This window comes from Streptococcus sp. DD10, from assembly GCF_001578805.1.
In the GTDB taxonomy this organism is placed as follows: Bacteria; Bacillota; Bacilli; order Lactobacillales; family Streptococcaceae; genus Streptococcus.
The window spans coordinates 1-15,575 of sequence record NZ_KQ969164.1; the positions used below are offsets into that span (position 1 = coordinate 1).

The 15,575-nt window shown below is 36.6% G+C and carries 14 protein-coding genes and 1 pseudogene; 3 read left to right on the forward strand and 12 right to left on the reverse strand.

Annotation, left to right across the window (positions count from 1 at the left end; translation table 11 throughout):
* Nucleotides 1-477: 477 nt before the first annotated feature.
* Both tnpA and STRDD10_RS08395 read right to left on the reverse strand, forming a co-directional pair.
* Nucleotides 478-862, reverse strand: a pseudogene (gene tnpA, locus STRDD10_RS08390) (IS200/IS605 family transposase).
* Nucleotides 863-1,122: 260 nt separating this feature from the next.
* Nucleotides 1,123-1,593 (reverse strand): hypothetical protein, encoded by a 471-nt coding sequence (locus STRDD10_RS08395; protein ID WP_067195005.1) that lies wholly within the window; start codon nt 1,591-1,593, stop codon nt 1,123-1,125.
* Nucleotides 1,594-1,756: 163 nt separating this feature from the next.
* Between STRDD10_RS08395 and hslO the strand changes: the two genes are divergently transcribed.
* The 3 genes from hslO to STRDD10_RS08415 all read left to right on the forward strand — a co-directional run bounded on the left by hslO (nt 1,757) and on the right by STRDD10_RS08415 (nt 4,882).
* Nucleotides 1,757-2,629: an Hsp33 family molecular chaperone HslO gene (gene hslO, locus STRDD10_RS08400; RefSeq protein ID WP_067195007.1), complete on the forward strand. Its 873-nt coding sequence runs from the start codon at nt 1,757-1,759 to the stop codon at nt 2,627-2,629.
* Nucleotides 2,616-3,596, forward strand: coding sequence for a tRNA dihydrouridine synthase DusB (gene dusB, locus STRDD10_RS08405; RefSeq protein ID WP_067195015.1), 981 nt, complete (start codon nt 2,616-2,618; stop codon nt 3,594-3,596). Before hslO ends, dusB begins: the two co-directional genes overlap by 14 nt.
* A gap of 266 nt (nt 3,597-3,862) precedes the next feature.
* Entirely contained in the window at nt 3,863-4,882 is a 1,020-nt protein-coding gene (locus STRDD10_RS08415) for a phosphodiester glycosidase family protein (RefSeq protein ID WP_067195025.1), read from the forward strand.
* Nucleotides 4,883-4,917: 35 nt separating this feature from the next.
* Here the strand turns inward: STRDD10_RS08415 and STRDD10_RS08420 are convergent, their stop codons facing one another.
* Genes STRDD10_RS08420 through STRDD10_RS08465 form a run of 10 tightly spaced genes read right to left on the reverse strand, consistent with a single transcriptional unit; the run spans nt 4,918 to nt 15,575 of the window.
* A complete protein-coding gene (locus tag STRDD10_RS08420) occupies nt 4,918-5,970 on the reverse strand; it encodes a glycosyltransferase (RefSeq protein WP_067195028.1) in 1,053 nt (350 codons plus the stop codon).
* A 10-nt stretch (nt 5,971-5,980) separates the two neighbouring features.
* Nucleotides 5,981-6,973 (reverse strand): stealth family protein, encoded by a 993-nt coding sequence (locus STRDD10_RS08425; RefSeq protein ID WP_067195031.1) that lies wholly within the window; start codon nt 6,971-6,973, stop codon nt 5,981-5,983.
* Nucleotides 6,970-8,070: a UDP-galactopyranose mutase gene (gene glf / locus STRDD10_RS08430; RefSeq protein WP_067195034.1), complete on the reverse strand. Its 1,101-nt coding sequence runs from the start codon at nt 8,068-8,070 to the stop codon at nt 6,970-6,972. Before glf ends, STRDD10_RS08425 begins: the two co-directional genes overlap by 4 nt.
* A gap of 10 nt (nt 8,071-8,080) precedes the next feature.
* Entirely contained in the window at nt 8,081-9,496 is a 1,416-nt protein-coding gene (locus tag STRDD10_RS08435; RefSeq protein WP_067195037.1) for a flippase, read from the reverse strand.
* A 49-nt stretch (nt 9,497-9,545) separates the two neighbouring features.
* On the reverse strand, nt 9,546-10,712 hold the full coding sequence (locus tag STRDD10_RS08440; protein ID WP_067195040.1) for a polymerase: 1,167 nt from the start codon (nt 10,710-10,712) through the stop codon (nt 9,546-9,548).
* Between the two features lie 28 nt (nt 10,713-10,740).
* Nucleotides 10,741-11,733 carry a glycosyltransferase family 2 protein gene (locus STRDD10_RS08445; protein ID WP_067195042.1) on the reverse strand — a complete coding sequence of 331 codons (993 nt, stop codon included), beginning with the start codon at nt 11,731-11,733 and terminating at the stop codon, nt 10,741-10,743.
* Between the two features lie 20 nt (nt 11,734-11,753).
* Nucleotides 11,754-12,728: a glycosyltransferase gene (locus STRDD10_RS08450; protein WP_067195045.1), complete on the reverse strand. Its 975-nt coding sequence runs from the start codon at nt 12,726-12,728 to the stop codon at nt 11,754-11,756.
* Nucleotides 12,729-12,749: 21 nt separating this feature from the next.
* Complete coding sequence (locus STRDD10_RS08455; RefSeq protein ID WP_067195047.1) at nt 12,750-13,388, reverse strand: DUF1919 domain-containing protein; 639 nt, start codon at nt 13,386-13,388, stop codon at nt 12,750-12,752.
* Between the two features lie 21 nt (nt 13,389-13,409).
* Nucleotides 13,410-14,411 carry a Stealth CR1 domain-containing protein gene (locus STRDD10_RS08460; protein ID WP_067195049.1) on the reverse strand — a complete coding sequence of 334 codons (1,002 nt, stop codon included), beginning with the start codon at nt 14,409-14,411 and terminating at the stop codon, nt 13,410-13,412.
* Between the two features lie 18 nt (nt 14,412-14,429).
* Nucleotides 14,430-15,575, reverse strand: a complete 1,146-nt coding sequence (locus STRDD10_RS08465; protein WP_067195050.1) for a glycosyltransferase family 4 protein — start codon at nt 15,573-15,575, stop codon at nt 14,430-14,432.

The following is a 15,575-nucleotide window of genomic DNA, read 5'->3' on the forward strand; positions in this document are numbered from 1 at the left end:
TTTTTTTTATTCTTTTGTTTTTCCTTACTAACATTACTTTTTAAAAGCTATACTTGAGCTATACTTGTAGTTTTTTGGCAGTGCACTTGCGCTTTTCATTCCTTTATTGGTGACGAGCGTCAAAACTTTATTTTCTAACGCTTACTTTAGTGATAGTCAAATCGGTTTAATTGAACAATTCATTCAAATTATGTACTATTCCAAATTTCTTTGCTAATAACAATTGCTAGGTTTCCTCAATTCTTCATACTTAATAAAATTAGAAGATTCCGTATTTTTTATGTTAATTTTTCTTTTAAATGTTATCGGATCTATTTTTAAACAAGGTAGTTAAAATCATGACCACCCGTCAAACGGGTGGTTTGTACCAAGGCTATAAGCCCAAATTACCAACCAGCGCCTAAAGACGCTGGCTTTCACGTTGTTCAAGCCTCATTCCTCTTGACTCGTCACTTTCCTCTTAAAGAGGTTTTAGTATTACTTGCCACTATCCCTAAAGGGTTCTTCATATTCTTTTACACTCAACTTATCTAAAGCAATATCTTTTCGCTCTTGTTCCTGAATGTATTTCTTTATTGTGGCTTCATTGAGACAAACTGTACTCACATAATAACCTTCTGCCCAGAAATGCCGATTCCTAAACTTGTACTTGAGATTGGCGTGTTTGTCAAACATCATGAGTGCACTTTTACCTTTTAAATAACCTATGAAACTTGAAACACTTATCCTCGGTGGAATATTTCGCCTAAACTACTTCGATAGTGATTATAAATCATTCTTTGTCTATACTTAGAGGTAAACACAATGTGATAGAACATGTCCACTTTGTGTGTGATAAACTATGTGCCTTTTGTTCCCTCAACTTCTTTATTTTTAGGTTTCGACAAAAAACATCCACTAGATAATTTTTCTTCTCCTTTCGCTTTACAATTGGCTTGAACACCTTTATTGTTCGCGTTTGGAGTTTTTTAGTATAACCGTAGATAGCGCACCTGCATAGCGGGTGATTTTTTGTCTCTCACCTAACGGAGCGAGACGGACTAATAGTCGCATAATAAAAGTTAAAGAAACATTAAATAGTAGAAAATACATTTAATGCTTCTTTATTTATTCACTTTATCATTATCCAAAACTACTAAAGTACGGCGCCATATCTTTAAGCATTTTTTTTCTTCCTTTGAATCTTTCATCTGCAAGTAGCATTTCAAGATGTTCTTTTTTTTCTGGCGCTAAAGTCTTTTTGTAAATGCTAATAGTATCATAAAAGAAAATATAGTCATCTAACAGTAATCCCGTACCTTTTATTCTGTCTCCTTTTTCATGTATATCCTCATATGCATTCATATTGACTTTTCTTTTATCATTACTCTGCTTCCTAACTTCATCAATAACTCTGTTTCGAAATTTTGTTTTATAATAACGGTACAGGTTCGGTAAGTTATCCACCAAATTTGGATGTTGTTTTAATAGGTTATAAAGACAGATTATACCTTCCTGGTCCCAATCATCTTTTTCCCAGCCATGAACATATAGGTCAATTCTTGTTCGATAGGTGATGTGTTGTACTTTTTCATAGATTTCTTCAATTTTCATTTTGATTTCTCCCTTATTCTTTTTCTATACTATTAGTATAATTATTTTTTTTATCTTTGGGAGTTGAATCATTAAGATGTCATTTTTCATGTCTGAAATGTCATTTTTATTTTATAAATAGGTTTTTTTCCCTTTCTTGGTTCTTTATGCTAAAATAGTAGCTATGGATAAAATTATTAAAACAATCTCAGAAAATGGCTCTTTTCGTGCCTATGTCCTCGACAGCACAGAAACCGTCCGCACTGCTCAAGAAAAACATCAAACCCAAGCTAGCTCGACAGTCGCGCTTGGTCGAACTCTCATTGCCAGCCAAATTCTTGCAGCCAATGAAAAAGGAAATACTAAAATTACAGTGAAGGTCCTTGGATCCAGCTCGCTTGGTGCCATCATCACTGTTGCAGATACCAAGGGAAAGGTCAAAGGATACGTTCAAAATCCTGGCGTTGACATCAAAAAAACCGCGACTGGAGAAGTCGTGGTGGGCCCTTTTGTTGGAAATGGTCAGTTTCTCGTTATCACAGACTACGGGACAGGCAATCCCTATAATTCGATGACACCTCTCATTTCTGGAGAAATCGGGGAAGATTTAGCCTTCTACTTAACTGAAAGCCAACAAACCCCTTCAGCAGTCGGCCTCAATGTCCTTTTGGATAAAGAGGACAAGGTTGAAGTCGCTGGTGGTTTTCTGCTCCAAGTTTTGCCAAATGCCAAGGAAGAAGAAATCGCACGCTTTGAGAAACGCATCCAAGAAATGCCAGCCATCTCAACTCTTCTGGAAAGTGAAGACCACATCGAAGCTCTGTTAGGGGCCATTTATGGAGACGAGCCCTACAAACGTTTGGCCGAAGAAGAAATCCGCTTTGAGTGCGACTGTAGCAAGGACCGCTTCATGGATGCTTTAGCAAGTCTACCAGTCACAGACTTGACCGAAATGAAGGAAGAAGACAAGGGAGCAGAAATCACTTGTCAATTCTGCCAAACCACTTACAATTTTGATGAAAAGGACCTGGAGGAACTCATTCGTGACAAATCTTAATACCCCCTTTATGATTGGTAATGTTGAGATTCCCAATCGTACCGTTTTAGCACCCATGGCTGGCGTGACCAACTCAGCCTTTCGTACCATCGCAAAAGAGCTCGGAGCTGGACTCGTTGTAATGGAAATGGTCTCTGACAAAGGAATCCAATACAACAACGAAAAAACCCTGCACATGCTTCACATCGATGAAGGCGAAAATCCCGTTTCAATCCAACTTTTTGGAAGTGACGAAGACAGCCTCGCACGCGCAGCCGAGTTCATCCAGAAAAACACCAAGACCGACATCGTCGATATCAACATGGGTTGCCCGGTTAACAAAATCGTAAAAAATGAAGCCGGAGCCATGTGGCTCAAGGATCCTGACAAGATTTATTCTATTATCAACAAGGTCCAATCTGTTCTAGATATTCCTCTCACAGTCAAGATGCGGACTGGCTGGTCAGATGCCTCACTAGCCGTGGAGAATGCCCTAGCTGCTGAGGCTGCAGGTGTCTCTGCTCTCGCCATGCACGGCCGGACCCGCGAACAAATGTACACAGGTCACGCAGACCTCGAGACCCTGCACAAGGTAGCCCAAGCCCTAACCAAGATTCCATTTATCGCAAATGGTGATATCCGTACGGTACAGGAAGCTAAACAGCGTATCGAAGAAGTCGGTGCTGACGCTGTCATGATTGGTCGCGCAGCCATGGGAAACCCCTATCTCTTCAACCAGATCAACCATTACTTTGAAACAGGCGAAATTCTCCCTGACTTGACATTCGAAGACAAGATGAAGATTGCTTATGAACACTTGAAACGCCTCATCGACCTTAAAGGTGAACATATCGCAGTTCGTGAATTCCGCGGCCTCGCTCCTCACTATCTCCGGGGAACATCTGGCGCTGCCAAACTTCGTGGAGCCATTTCACAAGCTAACACCCTAGCAGAGATTGAAGAACTTTTGCAACTCTACCATTCTTAATATGTATAATTTCATAGCATAAAAAGTTCTGTGTGATTAAAAATAAATTACTTTTAATCGTGTAGGACTTTTATAATATACTTAAAACACTTTTTAATAAAATCTTTAAAAGTTTAACTGATTTTTCATACAAAATTTTCAAGCGAGAAACGAGCATCTCAATTTGAACTTCTACAATTCTATAAAAGAAACTGATTAAAAAAATCTTATCTTCACATACAACATTCTTCCTCAGCTGAACTCTCGAGATTGTTTTGTCTATCGGTATGAATTTGAAACATTTTATTAGAATACTATTCTCACTTCTAATATTCTCAGCAATCATAGGTGGACTCTTTTATCTTACCCTACACCTCAACAACCGAGATATTAAGAAGCTCTCCATGCCATCAAATAAGGACGGACTGAGCTTTACCATAAAAAATAAAGAGCTCTTAGATCAGTCTGTCCTACTTGAAAAAGGCACTATTAAAAATGTAGACATGCAGATTCTATCCTTCAAGAAGGACGGAAAATATGTTCTACAAAAAGGAAGGACCGAAGATGATAATCCTGAACTCACAGAGCAAAGTATTAAGTACGAAGCTAAGCGACGAGATGCTCTTGCTCTCATTAACGCAGGTTTTTGGTCTTACGAAGGGCTAGATCGTCCCTTCGCCCAAAAGGAAATCGAATTGGGCAAAACAGGGCTTTTATACGGAGATGATCAAAATAATATTACTGCCGGTACCTACCCAAATATAGACACAGCTAAAATGTTTACTCACATGGGAAGCAACGGTTGGGATACTGGTGCCTTTGGTATTCTCATTAAGGATAAAAAGGTAGATAAAACCTGGGAGAAAGGTGATCCTGACCAACCAAATGCCCGTTCCATTTATGTAGTAACCTATGATGGTATTATCCGTATTATCCAAACCTATGGTCACAACTCCCTCAATAAGGGCTTGAATCACCAAGACGTATACAATCTTTTAAAAAATTTAGGCTACTCAAAAATTCGCCTTGCCTTCCTACTAGATGGTGGTGGAACGACTCGTATGTATACGCGATCTGATAATGGTACGGAAAAGGTTGCTGGGGCCTTTGTCGACAATAGAACCTACATTGAGTACCTCTATCTCACCAAGCGAGATAGCAATGCTACTGATCCAAATGTTTGGCGAGATCCTGAGCTCGTAAAAGCAGGTAAGTCCAAGTCAATCACTTATGACGACTATATTAAATCAATCTATTCAAACGGGAAAGTTTCAGGAACCCAATACCAGTTTGATATCTCCAAATAATGCAAAAATCCTCACTAAAATGAGGATTTTTTATCTTATTTTAAATTGTTCAATGCGGTAAGTAGGTAGTGACCATCACGAATACCTTTACCGACACGCTTGGTATTTTCAAGCAAATCTTGGTAATCAGTATCTGAAAGATTGTCAATGGTAGCCTTCAAATCATGAAGCGACTCTACTGCAATCCCACAGCCATTCTCAAGTACAAAGTGAGACAAGGCTGACTGTTTCCAAACAACAAGCGGGAATCCTGATGCCAAGTAAAGTGAAGCTTTGTGAGAGTTGTTATAGCGAAGGTACTCGCCAAAAACACCACTACATGTCTGAGCACTATCACCATCCCAGACAAGACCAAAACCACCCTCAAGGGCTGCAGGAAGCTCATCAGGTAGGAAGGAGCCAAAGTAGGTCTCATTCGCAAGTGCTCTGCTCTCGTCGAAGCCAACACCATAAAGGTTATAAGCAGGTTCTGCAGAAAGTGAGTAAAGATAACCAGCTTTTTCTTGTGCCAGATTACCAGCAACAATAATTGGCTGATTCTTACTTAGACCTGTCTTCTCTTGGAAATTTGGAATCAAATAGTCGAAAATGCCAAGGCTAACAATCTTAGCTTCCGTTATCCCTTTATCCACCAAAACAGATTTCATAATTGGATTGTGGGCAATAATGCCATCAGCTACACCTAAAAGACCTGACTCCTGGATTTTCATTCGAACTCTATGTTTTAATGGAGCAGCTTGACTATTCATAAAACGAAGGGCATCCAAATCATGGATGATGAACTGAATTTTCACACCTCTTTTTCTTGCTTTTTTAACAAGTAAAGTAGTGAAAAAACTATGATGAAGCATTGGAAATTGAATTAGAAGTTCATCCCCTTTATTCAAACGATTTAAAGACTGGCTGAATGATTTAGCCTTATGTATTTGAGACTTTATTATACTCATCTCGTACCAATTGTCAACTGAAAGAACCAAGGCTTGATAGCCCTCTCTCTTTACAATTTCTTCAACATCATTACGAGCCTTATTTCCTGCATTTTTAACATTGTTATCGTGTAAAAATTCTTCTTTTAAATAGTATTTCATCTCTTATTTCTCATTTTTCAAAAGCTGATTTTTCAGGATAGCGTTCTTGTAAGATTTCCTTAAAACGAATGATATTCTCCTCTTTAAAGTCAATATCATCATTGACACAAAGCAATTTTTTATGTTTATCTTTAAAAATACTCACTAACCTATCAACTTGATTTAGATCTATCGATTCTCCAAAATTTTTAGACATAGGATAAAATTGATCACTTTCAATCTGCCAATACTGACAGATATATTGATTAACATCTACTTCGTAGTCTCTGATATGATTTCGAGACGTTTTATCTAACGTTTCTCCTTCAATTTTCCACAAATGTGCCAAGGTACTCTTTTTCATCGGTGTAGCTAAATGGTTGTGCACATATCCTGTTGGTCCCCATGGTAAAAGTAGTAAATTTTTTAAAACTAAATACCCATAGCGATAATTAAAAAATTTCCAGGGCGAGGACTTTAGGGCCTTTTTTTTGGGGAAATGACGATAAATTAACTCAACATTTTTGTAATAAGTATTTGTATATGATGACCAAGGGACCAAAGCATCATATACAGCTAAAAGCTTGGGTTGTCCATTCTTATAAAAATCCGAAGGCTGACTGTCTCTGATTAAGTACATATCATCATTGAAATACAAATAATTCTCCGACAATCCTTCAATCCGATGAAGATTAAGCTCAATAGCAGCAGAATTATAGGTAGGTAGGTACTCTTCAGGGATGAATTCCTTATGAGTAATCCATCTGAGTTTCGGATGCTCTAAATTCAACCAGTCAGGCTTTTGCCCATTGGTAATTAAATAAACATTATTCACCCAAGGGGCATGCTTTTCAATCATTCGAAACCAGTAATTAAAAATTCCAAATTCACGGTATCTTAAATCTCCATCAACTAATTCATTAGAAACTGAGATTTGGCCTGTTACTTCTTGTTTCTCACGGATAAACTCTGGATCACTTCCATCGACCCAGAGGACAACGATATCAATTTTTTCTTCTGTCATTTACTAAATTCTTTCTCTACGACTTCTAAGGCACGCTCAATGACCACGTGCATGTCGTAGTATTTATAGTCTGCTAGACGTCCACAGAAGATGACCTTGTCATTTTTCTCAGCTTCTTCCTGGTACTTGGCAAACATAGCATTGTTTTTAGCATCATTGATTGGATAGTAAGGTTCATCTCCACGTTTCCAATCTGCTGGATATTCACGGGTGATGACAGTCTTAGGCTGGGTACCATACTCGAAATGCTTGTGCTCAATGATACGAGTATAAGGAATTTCACGTTCTGTGTAATTGACTACTGCATTACCTTGATGGTTTTCTTCATCCAGGACTTCGTGTTCAAAATGAAGACTACGATACTCAAGCTCTCCGTGTTTGTAATCAAAATACTGGTCAATCATCCCTGTAAAGACAACTTTATCAGCTGAAGCTTCAAGCTCTTCACGATTGGCAAAGAAATCTACTCCAAGCTCTACTTCCACATCGCCTAGCATGTTTTCAATGATGACATTGTAACCACCGATTGGAATCCCTTGGTAACGGTCATTAAAGTAGTTGTTATCAAAGGTCAAGCGAACTGGAAGACGTTTGATGATAAAGGGTGGAAGGTCTGTGGCAGAACGTCCCCACTGCTTTTCTGTATAGCCCTTAATCAACTTTTCGTAGATGTCTGGACCAATCAACTTGATAGCCTGTTCTTCAAGATTTTTAGGCTCAACATCCTTCATGTCAGCCGTTTGTTCCGCAATCTTGTCCTTAACTTCTTGAGGAGTCTTAGTACCCCACATGGCATAGAAGGTATTCATGTTGAAGGGAAGATTGTAAAGACTACCCTTGTAGTTAGCTACTGGTGAATTAATATAGTTATTAAATTCAGCGAACTGGTTGACATAGTCCCACACTTTTTTATTTGACGTATGGAAAATGTGGGCACCGTACTTGTGAACATTAATCCCTTCCACTTCTTCACAGTAGATATTACCACCAATGTGATCCCGTTTGTCAATGACTTTTACTTTTTTACCTCGTTTAGTAGCTTCGTGTGCGAAGATTGCTCCAGACAAACCAGCACCAACGATCAAATAATCGTACATATTTTTCTCCTTAGTTTTTCATTAACTGTTGTTTCAAATCTTTCATATCAACGACACGTAAGACAATAATCAAGACGATATAAATGATAGCACCAACAAGACCATCTACTGCTACATTAAGCATAGGATTAAATTGGACAAACATCTTAAAGACAAAGAGTCCAAGATACATGATAACTGATGCTAAGATAATTTTTGACATGGCTGGAAGGATTGAAACATCCTTGATGAATCTCCTTGAAAAATTCAATTGAATAACCCATACCAAAGCCTCTGTTAAAACTGATACAATGGATGCTCCGACAAAGCCAAATGGAGGAATCAACAAGAGATTAAATCCCACACTGACAACGGCTGGAATAGTCGTAGAGAGCATAAACTCACGATGTTTATTATGTGGAATCAAAATCTGGATTCCCATAATATTTGTCCAACCGATAAAGAACATCCTAAAGACCATAATAGCAATAGCAAGATAAGCCTCTTGGAAATCTTTCCCTAGGAAGAAACTCACAAAGTCCTTATTGACGATCAAGAGACCTGCTATAATCGGGAAAATCACCAGATTATAAATCAAGAAAGACAACTCATGCATCTTGTTAACCGCCTTATGGTCACCACTAGACAAGAGTCCAGATACCCTAGGAAGCATCACACTTCCTAAAGACGTCACTAATGTTAAAAGGATATTGATAATCTTCAATGCCTGGTCATAAATACCGACATCATTGGTAGATGACAAGGCACCCAGCATGGTACGATCCAAAGTCACGTACAGTGAAATGGCAACCTGAGGAAGAAACAGCAAAATAACAGGTTTGAGATGTTTCTTAGCATAGTCTATGTCAAATTGAGGCTTACCAATATAAGACCTTGCTGGAAGCCACATACTCAACTGTCCTAGCAACTCGAAGAAGGTCAGAAGAAAAACATAAAGATACAAATCATCCGGTGTTTTCACAAATAGGAAGATGGAAATAACTCCTAAGACCTTCACCGTTGTATTTCTTGCAGTAATACGACGAAAATCCTCCAAACCTTGGAATAACCAAGAAATGTCCATTCCTTTCGATATCAAGCTTAGTCCTAAAATATAGGCTACCAAATTCTGCATGGAAGGCAGAAGGAAACACAAGATAGCGTATAAAATGATAGACAGAACGGTCGCTGCCAACTGAAGAGTGTAAATCCCCCAAAAATTTTTGCGAACATCCTTTCGATGCCCTGAAATCTCCTTAGTTCCATAGTTAGCAACCCCCAAAGTCGCCAAAAGAATAAAGTAGGTCACAATAGAGTTAAAGTAACCATAAGTACCTAAATCTTTTGAACTAAAAATCCGAGTAACATAAGGGGTCGTAATGATTGGTAAAACAATGACCAGTAATTGATAGGAAAGATTATAGGCGTAATTTTTTAAAACTTTCATAAGTATATGACTCTGTTTAGACTTTCTAAATGATATACCTCTGCTTCAATTACAAAAAATCTTTATCAGTCTTCATCACAAAGAGTCGACTAATCAATAGGATAAGAGGTGAGTAACGAAGAACAAGCATTTGGGGATCAAACATGCCATGAATGATCATAACCCCTAAGCAGGCAAGAATGATATCTTTTCGATTAGTTATAAAATAATTCATGACCCGTGTTAAAGCCAATAACATGAATGCACTAACAGCCAATCCATCAATTACGAGTAACTGCACAAATGAACTATCAATAAAGTTATAATCGCTTGAATAGTTACCAAAAATATCCATGGTCGTAAATGAGATTGGTCGACCTAATAAGGAAACACCAAAATTTCGGAACCCTTGAACACTTAGTCTCAGACGGTTATGCGTAAATTGGTCAACTAGATGGAATAAATCACCAGTTGAATAGAAACAAAAATAGAGAGTAATGAACAATGCAATAATAAAACCATACTTAGCAAGATTTGCTGTTATGACATTACTATCTATGAAATCAAACTTAAAGACCTTCAGACTGAATAACGCATAAGTCAAAATCAAGAGACTTAGATAAAGTGGACTTGAGGTTGAAGTCTGTTGGTGCATATAAAATGTAGCAAACAGTAGAGCTAACAACTCTAGATAAGAAACTTTCTTTCCTCTGAACATTAAGTAACTACATAGGGCAAAGAACATACGTTGAGAGGCAAAGGACACATAATTGAATCCTAAACTATAACGATAACCACTATCTGCACTCATCAACATATTTGAGATAATGCCCATCTTACTAGCTAGAATAGTTACAAACAGCACTAAAAAGGTGGCAAAAGAAAAGGTCCCTAATAACTTCTTGAACTCTATATCCCTAGCTGAGAAAACCAACAGCAAAACGTTTATATCAGGAAAACCATCTCGATTTTTTGACACAATTAACATGGTCAAGGTAAATAATAAGAAAATTATTAATTCCTTCAAGTGGTATCTGAAATAATTTATGGTATCAGGGAGGTTAATGAGTTCCTTTATCGTAATCATGCCTATTGTAAAATACAGCAAGATACGATAGAGCGACAAAAAACCATCCAACCTTATAAAATAAGTTGTAGTTACCAGAGATGCAAATAATACCCAAACAAAGAGTGTAAATAAATAGATTTTCTCTGAGATAAAGCGACTGCTATTCACAAGTACTTTCCATACCTTTCAATTATTCTTATAAATGTTGTAATATCATCTGCGTTTTTTTAAGGTAAATCAGAACAACATACATTCGACATTTCAACAACAGTTTTATAAGTGGATTTAATACTGAAGAATCATTCTTAATAAAATCCGCTATATCCTGTTTCTTACAAATTTCTTTAACCAGCTTAACTTTTTTATTAACTGGTAACTTTTGTTTGGTAATATTGTAGATATTACTCATCAAAATTCTTGCTTTTACATTATTATCAAGACTTGAATTGTCTAAATGCCAATCCTCTAATAAGTTATCAACTAACTTCAATTCTTGAAGCTGATATTGAAGACGTTTGGGGTTATAGCCCGACATGGCGGAACCATTTCTACCAATGACATAAACGTAATAGGAATCTTGAGAAAGATAAATCTTATTGACATTACGATAAACATCAAGATTAAAGCGGACATCTTCACCTAACTCATACTGCTCAAAAGAAAGGTTATTTTCAAGAAGAAATTCTCTGCGATAAATCTTATTCCAAACTGTGTACAGCATGTCCGATAAGAATAGTTCTTTAAATATCTTGATAAAACCATCCTTGTCGTAACTCCCTTTAAACGGAAGTGACTTTTCAGTACAGCTCTTCTCAGTTAAATCTTCCTCAAAAGAATTATAATAACTAAAAATAACTAAATCTAAATCTGACACTAGCTTATCAGCAAAATCAGCAAAGAGATTCCCAACAAGATAATCATCACTATCAACGAAGTAGACAAACTCTCCCCTGGATTTGGACAAGCCAAAATTACGTGCCGAGCCAACACCATGGTTTGCAATATGATAAACTGAGATATTTGAATACTCACTAGCATAAATATCGCAAATACTGCCGCTACTATCAGTAGATCCATTGTCTATCACTATAATCTCCAAGTCATTATAATGTTGAGAAATAATACTTTTCAAACAACGATCAATGTATTTCTCGACATTATAAACTGGAATAATAACAGAAAATTTCAATTTTGACTCCTAAAATAATATCAGAAAACGTTTTGAATACTGAAGGCTAGTTTTAAAACTTTAAGTCTAAACAGTACATATTTTAACTTATTTGGTTGGTCTTTCATTTGAGAAAGAGAAACATTATTTTTAAGCAATTCTTGCTTCACTTCATCAGTAATGTTTCTATATTTTTTATCTAATTTAGATTTATACAAACTTGCTAATATATGAACCAATCCGTTTACATAATAACGTTGTGACATTTGCAACTCTTCTTTACTTAATTGTGAACGGACAAACTCAGAATAAAAAACTTCTTTGTAGAATCCAAACATATCACTAAATTTCTTTTCATTCCATGACTGAGTAATAGAATCAGGATTATCGATTAGATAGTGATAATACTTTTGATTTGTCGCATAAACCATCTTAGCTGAAAGAAATAGTTTGTAATTGGTGCCAAGATCTTCATAGTATTTACCAATAGGAAACTGAATGTCATTATCAGTAAATAAAGACTTTCTATAGATTTTGTCATTAGCAAAACCAGTAATATAACTATGGCTAAGCAGCTGTACAAAAGCATCTTTACCCTCAAAAACTTGAGTCACTAATGAATCCGAAACGATAGCATCTTCTTCACCCTTTACAAACTCTCGATTAAAAGAGATAATATCAAACTTCTGGGATTCCACCACTTCTGCTAACGCTATAAAGGTGTCTGGTTCAATCCAATCATCTGAATCAGGGAAATAGACATATTCTCCCTCAGCATGAGAAATACCAGTGTTACGAGCTGCAGATAGCCCACCATTCTTCTTATGAATAACTGAGATAAAGTCATACGCTTTAGCATAGGCATCACAAACTTGAGGAGAACGATCGGTGCTTCCGTCATCAACTAACAGAATGTCATAATCTTTCCACTCTTGAACAAGAATGCTTTCAATACAACGCTTTAGATATTTTTCAACATTATAAACTGGAATGACGACGGTTAAAAGTGGTTTCATAGATTCTTCACCTAAATGTTTTTATGTTAAGTCTGCTCCACCCTTATTCAACCAAGTTACAACATTAAAATAACGGTGGTAAGTTTTTAAATCGATTCCAACATGCCCTTGTTTTTCAGCTGATTTAAAGTGTATCAATGAAGGTAAGTTGCTATGATTCTTTGAAGAGAAGATAACCTTACTCTTATATGGAAGCTCCTCAAACTCTTTCATCAACTCATAGGTGCAGGCATCATTATCATTGAACTTAAAATACAAATTATCCCAATGTATTCTCTTCAAACGGCGTTGCCATTTTTGTGTAGCTTCTTCTTCATCTGCGTAATGCAAAAAATGAAGTTCAATATCATCAAGAAGTGCAAGGGGATAAGCATTATCAAAGTTTTTGATATATTTTGATTCCTTAACAAATTTCAGGGAGATATTTCCACTTAAATAGTGTTTTAAATTCTTGAGCATCTTGATGTAATCAGGCGAAAAGACAAACATTCCTACAAATGGTGTTTGATAAGGTAACCCCAGTTCCTGATAAACTTTTCCAGCCCAACAATTATCACAAATGATTGTGAAGTTTTTATTTTTGAGTCTTCGTCTAGGAATAAAATTAATAATTGGATAAACGATAGGTTTTATTCTATCTTTTAGTGATTTTCTTTCCATAATCTCCTAATTACCTTTGTTTTATAATTCAAAAGTACTCTTTTCAGGTAGAAACTCATCAAATGAAGCAATGAATTCTTTCATTACCTTATCTTCATCCTGAATGTTAAAGCCATCATTAATACACATAATTTTATATTTCTTCGAAACTAAAAGATTCCAGAAATCTGAATTTGCATCATCCAAAGAAAATAGTCCACCAATTTTTGAATCACCAATAGCATATTGTCCACTAGCAATTTGCCAATATTTAAAAAGCCAAATATTTGTATCTGCTGGATTCCTAAAACGGCTAGCTGATGTTTTTTCTAAGATTTCCTTTTCTTTCTCCCATAAAAGAGCAAATGTTGATTTTAAAAGAGGATATGGAAGATGGCTTTCCCAGAAGCCACAAATAAATTTACTATTTTTATAAAGTAAAGATTTTATAACTTGCTTTAAGCCCTGTTTCAGAGAAAAGAACTTCCCATTTTTCAAGATTTCTTCTTTGCTGAAATAACTTGTTATTATCTCCATATTATTAATTTGAAAGTTTCCTGTTCCAAATCGTTCAGGAATAATAGGAGATAAAGCAGTATTATACTTAGGTAGCCCTTTCTCAGAGAAAAAATCACTTGGTGAAACTGGTGCCGTTAAATACATATCGTCGTTAAAACAAACAAAATGTTCTGACAAATTTGGTATTTTATGAATATTACATTCAATGGCATTAGATGAAAACACAGGTAGATAGTCATTGTTGATGATTTCTTTATGATCTATAACTTCTAATTTACTATTATCTAAATCTAACCAATCAGGTGTTTGATTGTCAGTTACTAAATAAACTTTATTCACCCAAGGTGCAAACTTCTCAACACCTCTAAACCAATACTTAAACGTCCCCCATTCACGGTACGCTTTATCGGAGTTCATATTATTTTCTGATGTTGTAAAAGTAGAGTCATATTTACTCTTTTTAGCTCTCCAATTAGGATCGCTCCCATCAACCCAGGTTACAACAAAATCTATCGGAAAATTCATATCACTTCCTCTTTATTTTTACTTCTTATATAACTCCGAGAAATTTCGAATGTAACTTTGTAATGAAAAGAGTTCTTTTTGGCGTTTGACAGATGCCTTGCCAAATTGCTCTCTCTTCTCGGTGTCATCAGCCAATTCTTGAATAGCCTTAGACAATTCTGCAGGCTGATTTGGTGTGGCAAGAAGGCCATTTTTACCTTCCTTAACCATTTCACAGACACCACCATGACGGTAGCCGACTACGGGTTTGCCACAAGCCATTGATTCGAGAACTACAGTTGGTAGAGGATCTGGATTGGTACTTGGCAAGACAAAGATATCAAACATATTATAGAGCTCTGTCGTCTTGCTATAATAATCGATACGTTTAATCTGCCCAGCTACAGGTGAATCTGATATAGCCTTCTCCAGCTCATCAACTCGCCATTCTTCACCTTCAAAAGCACTCCCTGCCAGAAAGGCTACTGCTTTTGGATTAGCCTTTAAGATTGGAGTGACAGCTTCTAGGAAGTCGCCTTGCCCTTTCCAAGCGTTCACTCGTCCAACCATTCCGATAACCAAGGCATCCTGTGCGATACCAAACTGGTCACGAACTGCACTAGCATCCATTTCATGATAGACGGCATTGTCAACACCATTATAGATAACTTGAACTTGGTCATTTTTTACAAAGCGAGACTGCTTGACGTGGTTAGCCACAGCATTTGAAACTGTCACAATCGTATCAGCATAACGCCCCATCAAAAAGTTGATAAAATCAGAGATTGCTTTTGGTTTGACGATAATTTCATGCACATGCCAAATCAAAGGTAATTTCAACTTACGTTTGAGATAAATCCCCTCAAGTACCGCAGTCGTATTATTGTGAATAAGAGTAATGCCATTATCCTTAGCATATTTAGCAATTTGCTTTGAATAACGATTATAAGAGCCAAAATACTCAAGAATTCCCTTAGAATTAAAATATTTACGGCGCAAGATTGGATAATCGATAACTTTTACCTTAGCCCCAACCTTTTCCAATGCACTCACTAAGACACCATCGTTAGGCAAGATGACATGAGCTTCAAAGGCATCTTTATCCAGCCCCTTAATCAACTCCAACAAAACCTTGTCAGCACCATACATTTCGGCACCAGCGTGAAGATATAAAATTTTCTGCAT